The organism is Faunimonas sp. B44, from assembly GCF_052655945.1.
Map to the genome: position 1 here is coordinate 23,445 of NZ_JBQYEX010000013.1, position 17,750 is coordinate 41,194.

17 protein-coding genes are annotated in these 17,750 nt (G+C 64.7%); 9 read left to right on the forward strand and 8 right to left on the reverse strand.

Translation table 11 applies throughout. The features are described 5' to 3' along the window. Positions 1–333 precede the first annotated feature (333 nt). The gene (locus ACUN0C_RS16800) at positions 334–1,779 is read right to left on the reverse strand and encodes a TrkH family potassium uptake protein (protein WP_445467554.1); all 1,446 of its coding nucleotides are present in this window, start codon (positions 1,777–1,779) and stop codon (positions 334–336) included. Between the two features lie 211 nt (positions 1,780–1,990). Here ACUN0C_RS16800 and rfbC point away from each other — a divergent pair, with 211 nt between their 5' ends. The 7 genes from rfbC (at position 1,991) to ACUN0C_RS16835 (ending at position 9,027) form a co-directional block, all read left to right on the forward strand. Beyond that, on the forward strand, positions 1,991–2,560 hold the full coding sequence (rfbC, locus tag ACUN0C_RS16805) for a dTDP-4-dehydrorhamnose 3,5-epimerase (protein ID WP_445467555.1): 570 nt from the start codon (positions 1,991–1,993) through the stop codon (positions 2,558–2,560). A 28-nt stretch (positions 2,561–2,588) separates the two neighbouring features. After that, positions 2,589–3,653: a dTDP-glucose 4,6-dehydratase gene (rfbB, locus tag ACUN0C_RS16810; protein ID WP_445467556.1), complete on the forward strand. Its 1,065-nt coding sequence runs from the start codon at positions 2,589–2,591 to the stop codon at positions 3,651–3,653. Next, entirely contained in the window at positions 3,653–4,618 is a 966-nt protein-coding gene (gene rfbD, locus ACUN0C_RS16815) for a dTDP-4-dehydrorhamnose reductase (protein ID WP_445467557.1), read from the forward strand. Before rfbB ends, rfbD begins: the two co-directional genes overlap by 1 nt. A gap of 148 nt (positions 4,619–4,766) precedes the next feature. After that, positions 4,767–4,958, forward strand: a complete 192-nt coding sequence (locus ACUN0C_RS16820) for a hypothetical protein (RefSeq protein ID WP_445467558.1) — start codon at positions 4,767–4,769, stop codon at positions 4,956–4,958. A 158-nt stretch (positions 4,959–5,116) separates the two neighbouring features. Then, positions 5,117–6,556, forward strand: coding sequence for a glycosyltransferase (locus ACUN0C_RS16825; protein WP_445467559.1), 1,440 nt, complete (start codon positions 5,117–5,119; stop codon positions 6,554–6,556). Then, positions 6,549–7,868, forward strand: coding sequence for a glycosyltransferase (locus tag ACUN0C_RS16830; protein WP_445467560.1), 1,320 nt, complete (start codon positions 6,549–6,551; stop codon positions 7,866–7,868). Before ACUN0C_RS16825 ends, ACUN0C_RS16830 begins: the two co-directional genes overlap by 8 nt. Positions 7,869–7,878: 10 nt before the next feature. Continuing rightward, positions 7,879–9,027, forward strand: coding sequence for a class I SAM-dependent methyltransferase (locus ACUN0C_RS16835; RefSeq protein WP_445467561.1), 1,149 nt, complete (start codon positions 7,879–7,881; stop codon positions 9,025–9,027). A 77-nt stretch (positions 9,028–9,104) separates the two neighbouring features. Here ACUN0C_RS16835 and ACUN0C_RS16840 read toward each other — a convergent pair whose 3' ends face one another. Continuing rightward, positions 9,105–9,911 carry a sulfotransferase gene (locus ACUN0C_RS16840; RefSeq protein WP_445467562.1) on the reverse strand — a complete coding sequence of 269 codons (807 nt, stop codon included), beginning with the start codon at positions 9,909–9,911 and terminating at the stop codon, positions 9,105–9,107. Between the two features lie 276 nt (positions 9,912–10,187). Here ACUN0C_RS16840 and ACUN0C_RS16845 point away from each other — a divergent pair, with 276 nt between their 5' ends. Then, positions 10,188–11,204, forward strand: a complete 1,017-nt coding sequence (locus ACUN0C_RS16845) for a hypothetical protein (protein WP_445467563.1) — start codon at positions 10,188–10,190, stop codon at positions 11,202–11,204. 7 nt (positions 11,205–11,211) lie between these two features. Here the strand turns inward: ACUN0C_RS16845 and ACUN0C_RS16850 are convergent, their stop codons facing one another. The 5 genes from ACUN0C_RS16850 to ACUN0C_RS16870 form a co-directional block, all read right to left on the reverse strand. Further along, positions 11,212–12,231 (reverse strand): hypothetical protein, encoded by a 1,020-nt coding sequence (locus ACUN0C_RS16850; RefSeq protein ID WP_445467564.1) that lies wholly within the window; start codon positions 12,229–12,231, stop codon positions 11,212–11,214. Between the two features lie 83 nt (positions 12,232–12,314). Continuing rightward, entirely contained in the window at positions 12,315–13,031 is a 717-nt protein-coding gene (locus tag ACUN0C_RS16855; RefSeq protein WP_445467565.1) for a sulfotransferase family 2 domain-containing protein, read from the reverse strand. Positions 13,032–13,174: 143 nt separating this feature from the next. Next, positions 13,175–13,333, reverse strand: a complete 159-nt coding sequence (locus ACUN0C_RS16860) for a hypothetical protein (protein WP_445467566.1) — start codon at positions 13,331–13,333, stop codon at positions 13,175–13,177. Positions 13,334–13,452: 119 nt separating this feature from the next. Beyond that, positions 13,453–14,601, reverse strand: a complete 1,149-nt coding sequence (locus ACUN0C_RS16865; protein WP_445467567.1) for a DUF1501 domain-containing protein — start codon at positions 14,599–14,601, stop codon at positions 13,453–13,455. 3 nt (positions 14,602–14,604) lie between these two features. Further along, positions 14,605–15,954 (reverse strand): DUF1800 domain-containing protein, encoded by a 1,350-nt coding sequence (locus ACUN0C_RS16870; RefSeq protein WP_445467568.1) that lies wholly within the window; start codon positions 15,952–15,954, stop codon positions 14,605–14,607. A 195-nt stretch (positions 15,955–16,149) separates the two neighbouring features. Between ACUN0C_RS16870 and ACUN0C_RS16875 the strand changes: the two genes are divergently transcribed. Next, the gene (locus ACUN0C_RS16875) at positions 16,150–16,884 is read left to right on the forward strand and encodes a class I SAM-dependent methyltransferase (RefSeq protein WP_445467569.1); all 735 of its coding nucleotides are present in this window, start codon (positions 16,150–16,152) and stop codon (positions 16,882–16,884) included. A 28-nt stretch (positions 16,885–16,912) separates the two neighbouring features. Here the strand turns inward: ACUN0C_RS16875 and ACUN0C_RS16880 are convergent, their stop codons facing one another. Continuing rightward, positions 16,913–17,734, reverse strand: a complete 822-nt coding sequence (locus ACUN0C_RS16880; RefSeq protein WP_445467570.1) for a class I SAM-dependent methyltransferase — start codon at positions 17,732–17,734, stop codon at positions 16,913–16,915. Positions 17,735–17,750 lie beyond the last annotated feature (16 nt).

A 17,750-nucleotide genomic window follows, 5' to 3' on the forward strand; every position in this document is an offset into this window, starting at 1 on the left:
AAACGGTTGGAAAAATCGTCGAGCCGATTCAATGACTTGACGCGGAATCATAATCCGCGTGTCGGGGGTTCGAGTCCCTCCTCCGCTACCAGTTCAGCCCACACATGCGACGGTACCGGCGAGTACGGCATTCCGGCGTCGGTTCGACGAGGACGCCGGGATCGAAGTCGTGCCCGGGGGCGGCCCAACAGGTGGATGACTGGATCGATGTGGCGCCTGGCCGTCGAGCCGGTACGCCGCGGTCGGTGAGGTATACGACCCCGGATAACGTTAGGAACGCGGGCCGGATCGACCGACTTCCGCCCCTCGGTTCAGGCGAATGCGGCCGGCCGCTCACCAACGCCAGAATTCCGGGTCGAGCAGGACCAGCACGGTGAAGAGCTCGAGGCGCCCGAGGATCATGGCGATCCCCAGGACGATCTTGGCCGTGTCGGGCAGGGTCGAGAAATTGCCCGCCGGGCCGACGATGTCACCGAGGCCGGGGCCGACATTCGAAATGGCGGTGGCGGCGGATGACACGGCGGTGACGAAATCGAGGCCGAGGGCGGCGAGGATGAGCGTCACGACCGCTGTCGACGCGATGTAGAGGGTCAGGAAGGCGAGTACCGAGGGCGGCACATCGTCGGGGATGCGGGTGCCGCCATATTTCAGCGTCTCCAGGCGGGATGGGTTCGCGAGCGTCCGGAACTGCCGCTTGATCACCTGGAACAGGATGATGAAGCGGTAGATCTTGATGCCCCCGGACGTCGAGCCGGTGCAGCCGCCGACGAAGGTCAGGACGAAGAAGAAGCTGACCGCGAGCGGTCCCCAAAGCGTGTAGTCGACGGTGGCGTAGCCGGTCGTCGTCACGACCGAGACGATGTTGAACGCCACCTCGCGCAATGCCTCTTCGAGGGCGATGCCGCGGCCAATCGACAGCCAAACGGCCGCGACGAAGGACGTGGCAGCCAGGAAGACCAGGAACGCCAGGACCTGCGGCTCGCGCAGGAAACGCCGCACCTCGCCGCGCGCGGCGGCGATGAAGATCACGAGCGGCAGGCCGCCGCAGATCATGAAGAAGACAGCGATCCATTCGAGCGCCGGGCTCTGGAAGTACCCGAACGACGCGTCGTGCGTGGAATAGCCGCCGGTCGACAGCGTGGTCATGGCGTGGGCGAGCGCGTCGAAGAAGGTCATCCCGGCCGCGGCATAGGCGAGCGTGCAGAGAAGCGTCAGACCGCAATAGATGAAGGCGATCCAGGCGACGATGTCGGAGGAGCGGGCGAGGACCTTCTCCGAGCGGTCCGAGCTTTCCGCGCGGAAGAGCTGCATGCCGCCCACGCCGAGGAAGGGCAGGATGACCATCGCGAGCACGATGATGCCGACGCCGCCGACCCATTGCAGCGCGGCGCGCCAGATCAGGATACCGCGCGGCAACGAATCGAGCCCCGCGATCACCGTCGAGCCCGTCGTGGTGAAGCCCGAGGCCGATTCGAAGAAGGCGTCGGCATAGCCGATCCCCAGCCCGAGGAAGGGAATCGCGCCGAAGGCTGGGATCACGGTCCAGACCGCTGCGGTCAGCAGGAACGCCTGCTTCAGGCGCAGGGTGGCGCGCTCGACGGTCCGCGTGCTCAGGAAGAGGAGGAGGCCCGTCCCCGCCGTCACCGCCGCCGAGAGGGCGAAGACGCGCCATTCCGGATTGGCGTCCTGAAAATCGACGAGCGCGGGCAGGAGCATCGTCGCCCCGAGGACGGCGAGCAGCGCTCCGATGACCTGGATGATCGTCTGGTACTGCTTCACGCCGCCCCGCTCGGGGCCGGAACCTACCCGAACGGTGCACCGGCCGGAAGAGGGCAGAGGGTGATCGGGCCCCGGCCGGATTCTGCCGGCTCGTGCGGCGTTCTTTCGTCTGGCCCACGAGGCTCGTCCCTCCTTCGGCCGCTCCCGGACCTCGCTTGACGGGGGCGAGGCGGGCAGACTATCGATCCGAAACGGCGGTGCCAGGTCATCCATGCTCGATGTAAGCCCGATTGGAATTCTCCCCGAGGTAAAGCTGATCAAGCCGTCGCGGTTCGGGGACGACCGCGGGTTCTTCTCCGAAACCTGGAGCCGGCGCGCCATGCGCGAGGCGGGCCTCGACCTCGACTTCGTCCAGGACAACCAATCGCTCTCCCGCGCCAATGGAACGCTCCGCGGCCTCCATTTCCAGAGCCCCCCCTTCGCGCAGGCGAAGCTCGTCCGCGTCGTGCGCGGCGCGATCCTCGACGTGGCGGTCGACATCCGCCATGGATCGCCGACGTTCGGGAAGCATGTCTCCGCCGTCATCAGCGCCGAGTTGTGGAACCAGATCCTCGTACCCGTCGGCTTCGCCCACGGCTTCGTGACGATCGAGCCGGACACCGAGGTCATCTACAAGGTCACGGAAGTGTATTCGCCCGAGCACGACAAGGGCCTCCGGTGGAACGATCCCCAGCTCGGCATCGACTGGGGGGTGGGCGAGGACGAAGTCATCCTGTCGGAGAAGGACAGGAAGTTGCCGGCCCTTCACGCGCTCGACCTCGATTTCGTCTATTCCGGATGACGTGCTGCGGATCGCGGGAGGTTTTTGCATGAAGGTCTTGGTGACCGGCGGCGCCGGCTTCATTGGCTCGGCGGTGTGCCGCTACCTGGTCGGCACGCTCGGCGTTTCAGTCGTCAACGTCGACAAGCTGACCTATGCGGCGAACCTTGCCTCGCTCGATCCGATCGCGGACGACCAGCGCTACCGGTTCGTGCGGCTCGACATTTGCGACGGCCCTGGCCTGGACGCGGTCCTTGCCGAGACGCGGCCGGACGCCATCATGCATCTCGCCGCGGAATCGCACGTCGACCGGTCGATCACCGGCGCGGCGGAGTTCATCCAGAGCAACATCGTCGGCACCTACACGCTGCTGGAGGCGGCGCGGCGTTATTACGACGCGCTGGTCGGCAGCAAGCGGGACGCCTTCCGCTTCCTGCACGTCTCCACCGACGAGGTGTACGGCAGCCTCGGAACCGAGGGGCTCTTCTGCGAGACAACGCCGTACAGCCCGAACTCGCCCTATTCGGCGAGCAAGGCGGCGTCGGATCACCTCGCCAATGCCTGGCACCACACCTACGGCCTGCCGGTGGTGATCTCCAACTGCTCCAACAATTACGGCCCGTACCACTTTCCCGAGAAGCTGATCCCCCTCGTCATCCTCAATGCACTGGAGGGCAAGGCGCTTCCGGTCTACGGCCGCGGCGACAACATCCGCGACTGGCTCTATGTCGAGGACCATGCCCGCGCGCTTTTCACGATCCTGACCGAGGGCCGGCTCGGCGAGAAATACAATGTCGGCGGCCGCAACGAGCGGACCAACCTGCAGGTCGTTGAGGCAATCTGCGACTGCCTCGACGACCTGACCCCGAACGGTGGCTCGCGCCGGGATCTCATCACCTTCGTCGCCGACCGGCCGGGGCACGACCAGCGCTACGCCATCGACGCCACCAAGCTCGAGACGGAGCTCGGCTGGCGCGCATCGGAGACGTTCGAGACCGGCCTCGTCAGGACGGTGACCTGGTACCTCGAGAACGAGGCCTGGTGGCGGCCGCTGAGGAGTGGCGTCTATGCCGGCGAGCGTCTCGGGCTCGTGCAGAAGAAGCGCGCCTCCTGATGGCCGACCGGCATGACGTGCCGCGGAGGCTGCTCGTCGTGGGCCGCTCCGGCCAGCTGGCCAGGTGCCTGGCCCGGGCGAAGGCGCCGGACGGATGGCAGATCGTCTGCCACGGCCGGGAGGACGGCCTCGATCTGGCATCCGCGGAAGCGAGTGCGGCGGCGTTTCGCGCCGAGGCGCCGGACGTGGTGGTGAACGCGGCCGCCTACACGGCGGTCGATCGGGCCGAGAGCGAGCCGGATGCGGCATACGCGATCAACCGCGACGGTCCTGCCGCGCTCGCCCGCCTGTGCGCCGCCGCCGGCATTCCGCTGATCCACATTTCCACGGACTACGTGTTCGACGGCTCAAAGAGTGGGCCGTATCTGGAGGACGATCCGATCCGGCCGCTGGGCGTCTACGGAGCGTCCAAAGCGGCGGGGGAAGCCGCCGTCCGGGACCTGCTGCCGGCGCACGTCATCCTGAGAACGAGCTGGGTCTACAGCCCGTTCGGGACCAACTTCGTGAAAACGATGCTGCGGCTCGGCGCGACCCGCACCGAGCTCTCCGTGGTCGCCGACCAGCGGGGCTGCCCGACTTCGGCGGACGACCTCGCCCGCGCGGTTCTGACGATCGCGGACCGGTTCGGTCGCGGACCTCCGGCAACCTACGGCACCTACCATGCCGCCGGCAGCGGCGAGACGACCTGGTGGGATTTCGCCCGTTTCGTCTTCGCAAGCGCCGCCCCCTGGCAGAGCCCGCCGGAGGTGCACCCGATCGCCACCGCAGACTACCCGACACCGGCCAGCCGTCCCGCCAATTCGAGGCTGGACTGCTCCCGACTCTCGTCCGTCTTCGGCCTGCGCCTCCCCGACTGGCAGCCAAGCGTGCGCGCCTGCGTGGAGGAACTCTGCCGGAATGCGGAGACGGAAAGGGAGGGAGTACAGAGTGCGCGCGCTGCACCGTCGGCGGGAGGCATCGCGTGAAGCGGTCGCTTGCCCTTGCCGAACGGCATGGACACCTGGCTGCAGAGCGTGGTAGCGCGATGCTGGCGGGCGTGACATATAATGTGTGCATCGCACAAAAGGCGCGATAACCTGCTCTGGAAGCAGGTCAGGCGTGGAGCTTCGTAGCGTGTCGGGAAACGAGTTGCAGGCGGCCGCGTTGCAAGCAGCCACGGCGATCGTGTCAAGGACCGAGGCCCGATCGGCGCAAGCCTCCGCACGGGAGATCGCGAAGATCGCCGCGCTCATTCTCCGGGAGCTCGACAAAGAGCTCAGCAGAGAGCTCCACAAAGCCCCTGCGATTCAACGCGAGGCGGAGTGAGTACCGGCATGGCGAGCTTCCTGGGAAAATTGATCGGACCCGGCGCCGCGCCCCATGCCCGAGAAGAGGCGCCCGCGAGTGGGGAGAGGCCGGTCTCGTATCGGCCGAATGTCCCTGAGCCGCACGGATCGGATGAGCCCCGCGCCGAGGCGGAAGGGTTGTTGCTCTTCGACGAGCTTTTCTACCTGGAGCGGAACGGAGACGTCCGCGAGAAGGTCAGCTCTGGCGGCGGAACCGCCCTGGAGCACTTCATGAATTACGGCCGCGCCGAGGGACGAGCGCCCAATCCGCACACGCTCCGGGATCACCGGGGAGAAATCGAGCGGGTTTTCGTCTTCGGCAGGTATGTCTTCCTCACAGGCTGGCTTGATGTTCCCTTGGCGGACACGGACATCGCTGCCGTCTCTTTCGGAGGTCGCAAGTTCGACGTCCGGCACTCCGCCTTCCAGTACCGTCGGCTCGACGTCTGCGAAGCTGTCGGCGCACCGCCTTTCATGCAGCTCGGCTATGGGATACTTACGAAGATCGAGACGGAGCATCTCGTCAGCGACGAGTTCTCGTTCCGCGCCGACGGCTATGGGCGCAAGCTCCATCCGCAGTATTTCAATCGAGCCGGCGACTTTCTCGACGAGGTGCTGAAGTATTTTTCGAATTTCCAAAGAATGGACGGCGACGGACGCGGCCTCTATCGCGTTCCCAGGACCATGCTGAAGCATCTTCAGGCGCTCTTCTCGGCCTATCTCGCCGAGAACGAGAAGCCGGCGGTGAGGCTGACGTCGGAACCGGTCCCGCAGGGTCGCAAATGCGCGTTTGTCTTCGTGCAGTGCGGCCCGCTTCCGCTCCTGCCGGCCGTGTTCCACTATCTGCGCAGCACCCGCTTTCCCGTCGAGGTCATCATCGTCAACAACAGCCGCGCCTATCGGGAGCACGCGCTCTCGACCCTGGCCGAGCTGTCGACGCTGCTCGGTGTGCCGTGGCGCTACCTGGAGTTCGCCCGGAACATCGGCTTCAGCAGCGCCTGCAACGCGGCGGCGGCCGAAACCGACGCGGAGTTCGTCTGCTTTCACAATAACGACGTGTTCACCGCCGAACCGGCCGATTACGACAAGGTGATACAGGCACTCGAAGACAACCCGCGTCAGGTTCTCGGGGTCCGCCAGCGTTTCCCGAGCGGCGGGCTCATGCATGACGGGCTTCAGGTCGGGGTGCTCGACCCGGTCATGACGAACGGCGCCGAGGGCATCCTGTCTGGGGTCTCGGTCGGGCGCGGTGCGCCGCCCGGACGCGTCTTCGGGCCGACCTTCACGTCCGGATCGTTTCTCGCGGTCGGCCGGGACCTGTTCCTGTCGATCGGCGGCTTCTCGGGCGAGTACCTTTTCGGCCATTTCGAAGATCTCGATCTGTGTCTCCGTCTCGCCGAGGAAGGCGCGCCGACCGCGATCCTCAAGGACGTCTCGTTCATTCACTCGGAAGGGGGCGGATCTGCCGTACCGGAGCACATCACCAGAACCGTTCCCATGCTGAACCGCCTGATTTTCACGGAGAAGTGGAGCGCCCGCCTGGCACCCTTGATCGAAGGAGAGACGGCGGATGCCTAGGCTCGCCATCCTCACGCTGTTTCATTCGCTGCTCTATCGCGGCGGTGCGCAGCAATGCGCCTACTCGCTTTTCTCCACGCTGCGGGAGAGGGGGGATAATTGCCTGTTCGTCGCCGCCGATCCGGACTGGCTCGCGCCCAACCGGAAGGCCGACACGTTCCTGCGCCCGTCGGGGATGGGAGCGAACGAATTCCTCTTCTCGATCCAGCATTACGACCATTTCTGGCAGCGCACGAACAGCGCCTACGCCAAGCGTTCGCTTCTCGATTTCCTCGAGGCGGAAGGTGTCACGCATGTCTTCCTGTCGCATTTCATGCATTTCGGCATCGACCTGATCCCGCTGATGGCGGAGCGGGGAATATCCGTTTATGTCGGATTCCACGAGATGCTGACGTCTTGCTATGCGAACGGGCAGATGGTGACGCGAAACACCAACGAACTCTGCTCGGTGTCGGCGCCGGACCGTTGCACACAGTGTTTCCCGGATATTCCACCGGATCTGTTCTTCCTGCGTAACACGCATTTCAAGAAGTGCCTGGGGGAGGCAAAGGGCTACATATCCCCGTCGCTCTTCCTGCGCGACAGACTTTCGGCCTATGGCCTTGAAAAGGATAAGTTTTCCGTGATCTGGCACGGAATCGACGAGGCGTCCTTCCGGGCCGGCACCGGAGTCGCCCGCGGACGCGATGTCGACGCCGCACAACAGGGCGGCCGTCCGCGCGAGGTGGTGCGCTTCGGCTATTTCGGCCAGCTCGTGGACAACAAGGGCGTGCAGACGCTTCTGGAGGCGGCGCGGCTCCTGGAGGACCGCGACGTGGGCAAGTTCCAGGTCGCGATCAACGGCGCGAACCTCGAGGCCGGCACCCCGGCCTTCCAGGAGCGCTTCCGCGCGGCGATCGCGGAGAGCGCCAAGTGGATGACCGGCAAGATCCTGCTGCGCGGCCCCTACATTCACGACACGCTGCCGTTCCGAATGGCCGAGGTCGACGTGGTCGTCGTCCCGTCGCTCTGGTGGGAAATCTACTGCATGGTGGTCGACGAGGCGAAGTTCTTCGGCAAGCCGCTCATAGCCTCGGCGATCGGGGGCATCCCGGAGCGCGTCGACCCGGCGACCGACGGCTTCCTGGTGGCGCCCGGCGACGCGCTCGGCCTCGCCGACGCCATGGAAAGCTTCATGACGGAAGGGCACCGCTTCGCGCCGCGGATCGGCCCGGAGCAGCGCTGGGACGTAATCGCCGACCGCTACCTCGAGGTGTTCCACGGGCGCGCCGGGGCGGCTGAGCGGCCGCGGCCCCTGCAGGCGCTCGGCTGAGGGACGGCCGGTGTTCTGGAAGAAGCGAAAGCACATTGCCGGCGGCAGCGGACCCGATGCCGCTCCGGCGTACGCCACGGCCGGCGAGGAGAGCGTCGTCCAGGCCAATCCCGAAGAGGACAAGAACAAGATGAGCGAGACGCAGGTGCGGGCGACAGAGGAACCCGCGGAGTATATCCGGGAGCTCTACGCGCACATCCTCAGGCGCGAGCCGGGGGAGGCGGAGCTGAAGAACTGGGTCGCGGCGGCCGAGAAGGGGATGAGCCAGCGCGACATTTTCCACGCCTTCGTCACCTGCGACGAGTACAAGGCGCTGCGCGGCGCGGTGGAGCCGGGCCATCCGGTCGGGCATTACTATTCGCCGGTCGTCGACCCGAGCGAACTCGTCGGCGCGCGGAAGCCCAAGCGCAACGTCGAGCCGGAGGCAATCGCCGGGATCGACCTGTCGCTGCCGCGCATGCGCGCCTTCTGGATGCGCCACGCCGAGGCGATCCGCGCCACGCCCTATTCCGACGACCCCGACGGCAAGCACCGGTTCTACGCCCACAACGACATCTTCCCGATCGGCGACGCGACGATCCTGCGCGCCATGATCCTCGCCAACCGGCCGAAACGGATCATCGAGATCGGCTCGGGCTTCTCGTCCGCCGTCATGCTCGACACGATCGAGGAGGCGGGGCTCGACACCAATCTCGTGCTGATCGAACCCTATACGGAGCGGCTGCGCTCGCGGCTGCGCGCGGAGGACAATGCGCGCGTGCGCATCGTCGAGAAGCCGGTGCAGGAGGTGCCCGTCGATGAGTTCAGGACGCTGGAATCGAACGACATCCTCTTCATCGATTCCACCCACGTGCTGAAGACCGGCAGCGACGTCCATTACGAGCTGTTCTCGATCCTGCCGGCGCTGAAGCCGGGCGTGCTGATCCACTTCCACGACATCCCCTATCCATTCGAATACCCGGACCTCTGGATCTACGAGCGCCGCTACTCCTGGAACGAGGCGTATGCCGTGCGGGCCTTCCTCATGTACAACTGGAACTACCAGGTCGAGTTCATGAACGGCCTCTTCCACATGAAGGCGGCCGACGCCATCAAGGAGGTCTTCCCGCGGTTCAGCCACAATCCCGGCGCCAGCCTCTGGATCAGGAAGCTGAGCTGAGGGCAGGGGCCGTAAGCGGCATTGACTGACAAGTCAATGCGCGGCGGCAATTCGCAGCGCGCCTGGGGGCGATAGCTCTAGACGGACGACCGCTGCCGTTCGTCAGGTAGCCGCCAGTACCCTTCGTCCAAGGAGTACCCGAACCGGTCCATAAGTTCGCCGCAGCGGGCAAGGAGAATTGCCCTTTGCTGCTCATCAAATGGCGCGCTGTCGATCGTCATGATGTCGTGCGGACGACCTGGCTCCTGGGTCGATTGGGGCTCATGTTTCTTAAAGTAGTCGGAAATCGCAGCTTCTTCCGACCGACTTAGCCCAATCAAGGTGGATATAGCGTTGGCTACGAAGTCAGGTTGCCGCGAAATGTCGATCTGGTCCACCTCTACAAAACTATCGCCGAGCTTTGGCCGAACTGACTCCCACATGGTCATGCTAGCTGCCCAGTGTTCACAGTGCTTGTCGAACGAAAGCTGCGGAAACTTCCTCATTCGCGAGGCAACGTTCTCAATCGCCCGACGCGTGGCAAACACGAATTTCGCGTCAGGCCAAAGTTCCAAGGCGAGCGGGGCCGAAGCGATCGAAACCGGCAACGGAGTCTTTTCGATGAAGCGCACACCACCATGGACTCGCTCCATCTCCTCCTTAATCGCGTGAAGAACGCCCGACCTTACCCTGGACTGCTCGACGTGGTGTATGAGAAGCTTAGGATTCTGCTGCCACGCTGCCGTTTTCCGGAAGTAGGCCTGAACCAAATTCGACAACTCGAGGGCTAAAGGAAAAAAAAATCCCTCCCCGTATCCAGCTGCGCCCGTCACGACTTTGAGAGCCGAGTAGAGCACGCTGGTTCCGGACCGCCCCGGGCCGAGTACGAAAACGGGTCCCTTCATTCTATCTCCTGCCTCATTCTTCACCCCTCCTCCGAGCCGGAACATATCCCGCCACGGACATATCGCACATTAGACGGCGCGGCCAGTGCGGCATGGTCGAGGTGCCTCATGTCCAACAGCGTTCGACCATGCAAAGAGCCTACCATCGCGCCGGGTCGGTGTTGCAAAAGCGTCAATCGGGAATAGGATAAAAACACTGCCCCGTGCTCTGCCACCCTCAAGACACCGTTGGCCGAAAGCGCGCCGCTTCTCTCACTGCATGATCAAGGTTAAACGATGTACTCACCGAATGGGACCGAACAGTTTCCCTCCGAACTCCCACCGGTCGGAACGATTTCCAATGATGCAGTTGTGGGTCACAACGGGCAATTGTATCTTATCGGCGGCAAGCACGAGGTGCTTGAGTTCGTCTCTGGCCGCCGTAAGGTGCGACCTGGTTCATTAAATACCTTCCGAAGGAACATCACCGATCGCAACCGGTTTTGCGAGAAGCGGGGGATTCGTTACTGCCATGTGGTGTTTCCCGATAAGCACTCGGCGAATCCCGATGACTTCCCGTTTGATGTATCTACCACACTCCTGCAGGAGTATGTGCAAGGCATGGGGGGCAGCAGCCTTCCAGTCTATAATCCACTTTCCGATCTCCGAAGTGTCGGGCGAGCCGCGTATGTACCGGTCGACACTCACCTTTCCGAAGCCGGGATCTCGGCAGTCCTGCATGGGTTGCTTGAAGACAGCCTTCAAATGGAATGCGAAGCGGGGTTTCGTCTACTTCACAAGCGCCTCACTCGAACGATAGAATACGCAGGCGACTTGGGCGTAAAATTTGAACCCCCTATCGTATGCAGTCGCGTTGTGCCTATTCCCTGCTGGCCGATTGCCCAGTTCTCGAATGGTTTATCGGGGAATGATGGACTAATTGAGATACTCGTTTCCCCGCAGCCGACTAGCAATCTTCGCCTTGTTGTATTTGGCGATTCATTTCTTAGGGGGATGCTGCAACATCTTTCAGCATTCTTCGCAGAAGTGACATACTTTCGGACACGATACTTCCATAAAGATGCTATCTCGCAAATTCAACCGGATGTTGTCATGACCGGAAATGTAGAAAGATACTTCTCGTATGTTACATCGGATGAGCTCGCTCCGAACCCGTTATTGACCCCATTCGTCAACGGCCTGAAGATCGCCCCGACCACCGGATACTGGGCCGCACTGAACGCGCAACTCTGTTATCCACGGCGGCCGTATACAGAATTCATGGAAGAAATAAGATCAAAATGTGTTCCCTGAAATTCTGCTAAGAGTCTGCTCGCGCTGGTATCTTTCTGAGAAGTGCGGCAACTGTGTTCGATCTATCCGAACTTAGAAGGTGAGCCAGAATAGCGACCAGGTTTCGCTCGCTCGGCGTTAACTCCGTTCGGGTTCGAGTGTATTCTGAACTCGTCATCGCCGAGACTGTAACTCGGTGCTCATCCGGCAGAAGCTGATTCACGAAGTCCAGATCCGTGCCGAATCTGCCGGAGACGATCCGAACGTCCTCTTCCGTAATGTCGTAGGAACATGCTCGATCGGGGTCATTGTAAACGAGGGCATCGCCAACAAGGGCCGGCATCTTTGAGTTCGGCATAAGTCTGTTCAACTCGCGCATGACAGCAAGTTCATGGCTATCTAGCGATCGATTGACGGTCTTATTAGGAGGGCTGGAGAGAGTTGCGCGAATTCCTGCAGCGTATCTGAAATCGGCCGCAAGACCTGTTTTCACCTTGTCATAATTTCGGATAACGAACTCACTTGGGTCAAGACGGGTTGCAAACTCGCGCGCAACACGCACGAAAGACGGCGAGAATGTTGCTAAGAAGTCGCCAAAGTCACCGGACAGATTTGCTCTCTTGACATGCATGTTGTATGAGGAGTAAGCTAACTCGACGAGGGATCTGACATACATCACAAAGAGGACACTGTACCCGTGAGACCTAACAGTGTCAACAAGCGTTGATAATTGAGGGCCAAGCATTGACATCATGGCTTCCGAAGAAAAAAGAATTTCGCGTCCTTCTGCATGGGCAATGGCTGTTAAAAGATCGTCACCAAGCGACTCGTCGGGCGTGCCGGTGAAAGTATTTGGGTTCAATGTGCGGGCTATCCGAAGGCCGTTTCCACCTGTAATCCGGCCCGAAACAGCCAAATCATGGCGTGGTGCGCGCGGGTAATAGAGTCCGTTGGCAAGGAAAGTTGATTCACTTAGAGAAAAACAGGATTGAAGATACGACGTCCCTGTCTTTCCCGAACCGACGTGGAAGATTACTCGTGGGGACATTTTCGATTGCCTGTTGTGTACGATATAGCGTCAGGATGGGTTAAGAGGACGAGGCATCGTACAATGGTCGCTCGTATAAGGGGTCAGTATCTCTCGCGGGCTACGACATAGTCGTAGAGCCGTCGATCGACTGCCGTTCGACGTTCAATTGCCTCTCGCGCGCACTCAGAAATTTGAGAGGAGCCTCCGCCGCTCTGAGATGCGTTCAGGTGAGGAATATGAAACGGTATGCGGAAGCGCACGTGCATAGCGCGACTGAACTCGCTCAGGCGCTCCGTAGTGCCGACGACGGCGCATTTTTCGAGATTGGTCACCGCCATCGCGAAAAGTTCGTCATCAGATGTTCCAGCCATCTTCCTGCGGTCCCGCGGAAGTTCGCTGTTTGCGATCTGCCAAGCCTGACTATTATCAATGTGCCGAATGCAGCCGGGGTGTGAAGTTTCTGCAAATTGCTCAAGAGTGAGGCGAGTAACCCACGGAATCTGGCGCGCCGTCCAGTAGCGGTAAAGAGAAAGAACTCGGTTGGTTGGGTCGCGGAGAATAGTCACAACCTCAGCGTCGGGAATTCTCGACTTTATGAAAGCTGCGTTAAAGTGACCGCCTACAACGCGGTATGTTGATAGATCGTCTGGTGCATTCTGTGGCTGGATGAAGACGACTTCGTTCCTACCGTACGCCCTAACAAGTGCAGCGCGAACAGATGTTCCAGCAGTCTTCGGAATGTGCAAAAATGCGATCTGCGCATGCAAGATGTTGGTACCCGGTGTAGAAGTCTCTTCTTGAGCGAGAGTATCAGTCACAACATCTGGCCGCGCATGGATGGTTTCGGGTCACAATAGGCGCCTGCGATCGCGGGACACCCGGAGTTTGCCACGAGGAACGTGGGCGGGTCCGCAGTCGCGGACGGCCGGAGCGGCCGGATAACCGCTCCGGCCACTCGATATCACTGTTCGGCCGTCTCGGCGGACAGCTTCTGGCGGAGCGCGTCGCGCTCGGTCTTGATCTGCTGCATCTCGTCGCGGGCGCGGGCCGTGGCCTCGCGAAGCGCCTTGTGGCGCTCGTTCAGCTCGCGGAGGCGCTTGCGATCCGGATTGGGTGCCATGGTCATGGTCCTTTGTGGTTTGCGCCGGGACGTTCCGGCACCGCCCTTGTAACGCTGAAACCGCGGAAATCCAATCGCCGGCACGCCGGCTGCGCCGTCCGCGGGCGTTTGGACGCGGATCACCCGACCAGCCGCAGGTCGCCGCCGAGGTCGAGGCCGGGGAAGATGGCGTCGGCGATGGTGGCGGCGGGGAGCGCGTAAAGGTCGCGGAGGAGCCAGCCGAGATAGCGGCGGACGTCGTCGGTCGGCATCAGGTCGCGGTCATCGAGGAGGTCGCCCTCGCCGAGGCCCGGCCAGCGGCCGAGCACGCGGCCGCCCTGGCCGCCGGCGAGCAGGCCGCCGGCGAGCACCATCGCGCCGCCCGTGCCGTGGTCGGTACCCCTGTTGCCGTTGATGCGCACCGTCCGGCCGAACTCGCTGACGGCGACGACGGCCGTGCGGCCCCAGAGCGGGCCGAGGCGCTCGCGCAGCGTCTCGATCGAGGCGGCGAGCATCTGGAGCGGGCGAGCGACCGCCTGCGCCTGGTTGGCGTGCGTGTCCCAGGCCGGCACGGTGAAGACGGCGATGCGGGAATCGCTTGCGAGCGCGCGGCCGGCTAGATCGGCGATGGCGCGGTAGCCGGCGAGCTCGGCCGCCTCGTCGGCTGCCCGCGCCATGCCTTCGGAAAGCGCGGCCTCGAAGGCGGCGTGGAACAGCGGATCGGCCTCGTAGAGGCGGCGGAGCCAGAGGGTGTTCTCCTCCAGCGCGTCGACCCGCGTGTTGGGGCGCCAGCTGCGGACGGGGGAGTCGCCCTTGAGGATGAGCGAGGGAAGGTCGGCGACGTCGAGCGCCGTGGCGTCCGCCTCCGGCAGGAGGGGCAGGAGACGGTTCAGCCAGCCGTCGCGGCGCGGCTGGTCGGCCGCGCCCGATTCCAGCATGTCCTGGCCCTCGAAATGGGAGCGGCTGCGATAGGGCGTGGAGACGGCGTGGACGAAGGAGAGCTCGCCGCGGGCGTAGAGGTCGGCGAGGGGGGCGAGCTCGCGCCTCACGCCGAAGCGGCCGTCGAGGTCGATCAGCCCCGTTGCGGGGTCGAGCGCGTTGGCGCCGCGGAGCTGCCGGAAGGCGGGGTCGCCATAGGGCTGGACCGCCTCCAGCCCGTCCATCGCACCGCGCAGCACGATGACCGCGAGGCGGTTGTCGGTGGCGGCGCGGGCGAGGGTCAGCTCCGGCATGGCCGCCGTGACGCCGCAGCCGAACAGGCCCTGCAGAACCGAGCGGCGCGAGAGCATCGGCTATCTCCTGTTGAACTCGGGGCTGGCGAGCGCCAGGAACAGGCCCTGCGCCTTCGTCGGCGCCGACGCGATGGTGGCGAGCGTCTCCTGGCGGAGTGCGGAGCCGAGAGCGAGGCTCGCGAAGTCCTGCGGCTCGAAGGTGCGGCCGAGGCGGGCGGAGGCCTGGCGGAGCCATTGCAGCCGGCTCGCCAGATTGCTGCCGCCGAGCCAGTCGGAGGCGCGGTCCGGCCAGCCTTCCGGCTGCGGCGGCGCCCAGAGCGGCTGCTGCATCGCGCGCAGGGCGTCGACCGTGAAGGGGCTGTTCCTGCCGGGGTGGTCGGGGTCGGGGTCCTCCAGCGCCGCCTCGGCCGGGCCGAGGGCGCGGAGTGCGGAGACGAGGAGGTCGAGCGGGCTCTTCACCTTCTCGCCGAAGCGCTCCCAGGCGGCCGGCATATACACCAGCGCCTCGTAGACGGCGGGGAGCCAGCCGTCGCTCTCGACATAGGCAGCGGCGAGCGCGGCGACGGCGTCCTCCGGCGGGTCGTCGGCGACGAAATGGCGGCAGAGCTTCAGTGCGACATGGCGGGCGGTTGCGGGATGGCGGGCGAGGTCGCGGAGCGCTTCCTCGGCGTCGCCGGCGGCGGCGCCGTCGACCGCGTAGTCGCGGCCGAGCAGGCGCTTCGGGCCGGGCTCCGCGCGCCCGGGCATGAAGCCGGCCTCGCCGCTGTTCGGCCGGATCGTCCAGCCGGTGAGGATCCTGGCGAGCGCGAGGACGTCCTCCTGCGTGTAGCCGCCGGCGACGCCGAGGCTGTGGAGCTCGAGGATCTCGCGCGCGAGGTTCTCGTTGAGCCCGACGCCCGCCTTCAGCCCGAGCGGCGAGTTCGGCCCGACGGAGGTGCGCTGGTTGAGATAGGCCATCATCGTCGGGTGCAGGCTGGTCGCGACCAGCATGTCGGCGAAGGAGCCCATCACGTACGGGCGGATCGCCTCGACCTCGTAGGGGCCGATCCAGCCGGCGATGAGGTTCTGCGCGCTCACCGCGGCATGGTTCGACCAGAACGCGACGAGGCGCTCGAAGAATGGGCAGGGCGTCTCGACGGCGGCGAGGATGCGGGTCTGGCGGTCGGCGGCGAGCTTGACCTGCAGCTCGCGGGCGAGTGCCTTGCGCGCTTCCGGGTCCTTCTCGGTCGCACGGAAGGCGGCGAGCTCGGTGCGGATGCGCTCGACGCTGCGTATCCCGTCGAGCCGGGCGGGCACGGGCTCGGCCGTGCGGAGGTCGTCGAGAAGCGCGTCCGGGCCGGCGGGCGGCGCGAAGCCGCGCGTCAGGCCGAAGCCGAAGCGGATGGCCGCAATGTCTGGCGTTGCTGTCACGTGTCCAAACCGGATGCCGGTGTGCCGCTCGAAGGCCCCGCACGTCCAGCCTCGGCGAGGACGATGGTGATTTTGTGGTCCCGCAGCTCTCCTCGCGCGCAGCGATCGTTGATCCGGGCGGGCGGTTCCCCCATGGTCGCCCCGCGAGGCGAGACGAGACGGAGCGAGATGCCGATCACGCATTCAGAGACCGACATGGACGCCATTTCGGCGCGCGTGAACCGGACGGTCCACGAGAACGACAGCATGCTGCACGGTCCGCTCGACCAGGCCCACATCCAATCCTATCTGCGGATCGGCAACTCCGCGCTCCGCGCGATGCGCGCCGCGATGGCCGCGGCCGGCAGCGACGCGCCGCGCGCCATCCTCGACTTCGGCTGCGGGTGGGGGCGCGTGGCGCGCTGGCTGCAGGCCGCCTTTCCGGACGCCGCCATCGAAGGCTGCGACATCGACGCGAACGGCACGGGCTTCGTCGCCGAGACGTTCGGCATCCCGACCTGGCAGGCGCCGATCGTCCCGGAGGAGATCCGGCCGGGCCGGCAGTACGACCTCGTCTGGGCCGGCTCCGTCCTCACCCACATTTCGGCCGAGCACGCCGAGAGGCTGCTCGCGCGTCTCTTCTCGCTGCTCCGGCCGCGCGGGCTCCTGGTCGTCACCACGCATGGCCGGCTGATCGAGCAATGGGTCGCCGACGGCGCCTTCGAGCAGGACCCGGAGCGGGACCTCTATCTCGGCGCGGCGCGCGACTGCCGCGCCGTCGGCTACGGCTACCGCGACTATCCCGGCTGCGACGGCCTCGGCGTCTCGGTGACGCGGCCGCAATGGCTGTTCGACTGGGCCTTCAAGGATCGCGAGCGGCGCGTCGTCTCCTACATCGAGCGCGGCTGGAACGACCATCAGGACGTCTTCGCCGTCGAGCGACGCGCCTGACGCAGGTCGCGCCGGAGCCTCATCGGCCTCACCGGCCGGCGAGGGAGCGGGCGAAGCGCTTCAGGAGTGCGGCGGGGGTGCGGCCGCGCCGGACCGGCCGCCGCGGCTTCGGGCGGCCCCGGCCGATCCGGGAATAGGGGCTCTGATTGTCGTGGATGAGCTGCGCCTCCTGCATGAAGGCCGGGTTGGCGATCCGCGCCGGAGCGCCGTCCTGGGACGCCTTCCCGAAGAGCGTCAGGCAGTCGACGAGCTCGGGCGCCGCCCAGTTGATCCGCTCCTGAACGAGGAGATGGCCGCCGGCGTCCGCGACGGTCTGCTCGACCACCGCGGCGGTGACGTTCTCCGAGCGGCAGCCCCGGTTCTCCCTCGCCCCGCTCGCCGCGAAGTTGGAGTGATGGATGAATGCGATGCCCTCCGGCGACAGGAGCGCGAGAATTTCGGTGACGTAAGTGTCGAGGACGTCGCGATCGGCGTGCACGAGCGAATCGAAGGAGAAGATGAAGTCGAACGGCCCCGAGACCGCCGCGGAGGCGAGCGAGCGGCCGTCATTCTGCAGGAAGGCCGCGTGGCGCTTGCGGGCGAAGCGCTCCCGGCAGGCACGCACGCATTCTGCCGACAGGTCGACCCCGACATAATCGGAGCAGAGCGGCAAAAGGAAACGGGTCCAACGCCCGAAGCCCGGCGCTATCTCCAGGATGCGCCGCGCCGGCACGAAGGGATGGATGCGGGGATAGAGGGCGCCGTACCACTGCGCCTCGCTGCCGCCCCAGACCTCGCTCCACTCCTCGCCGCCGCCCTTCCAGTCGTAATCGCCGTCCCAGGTCGACCTGTTCCAATCGAGATCCGGCACGCTTTCCTCCCGCAGC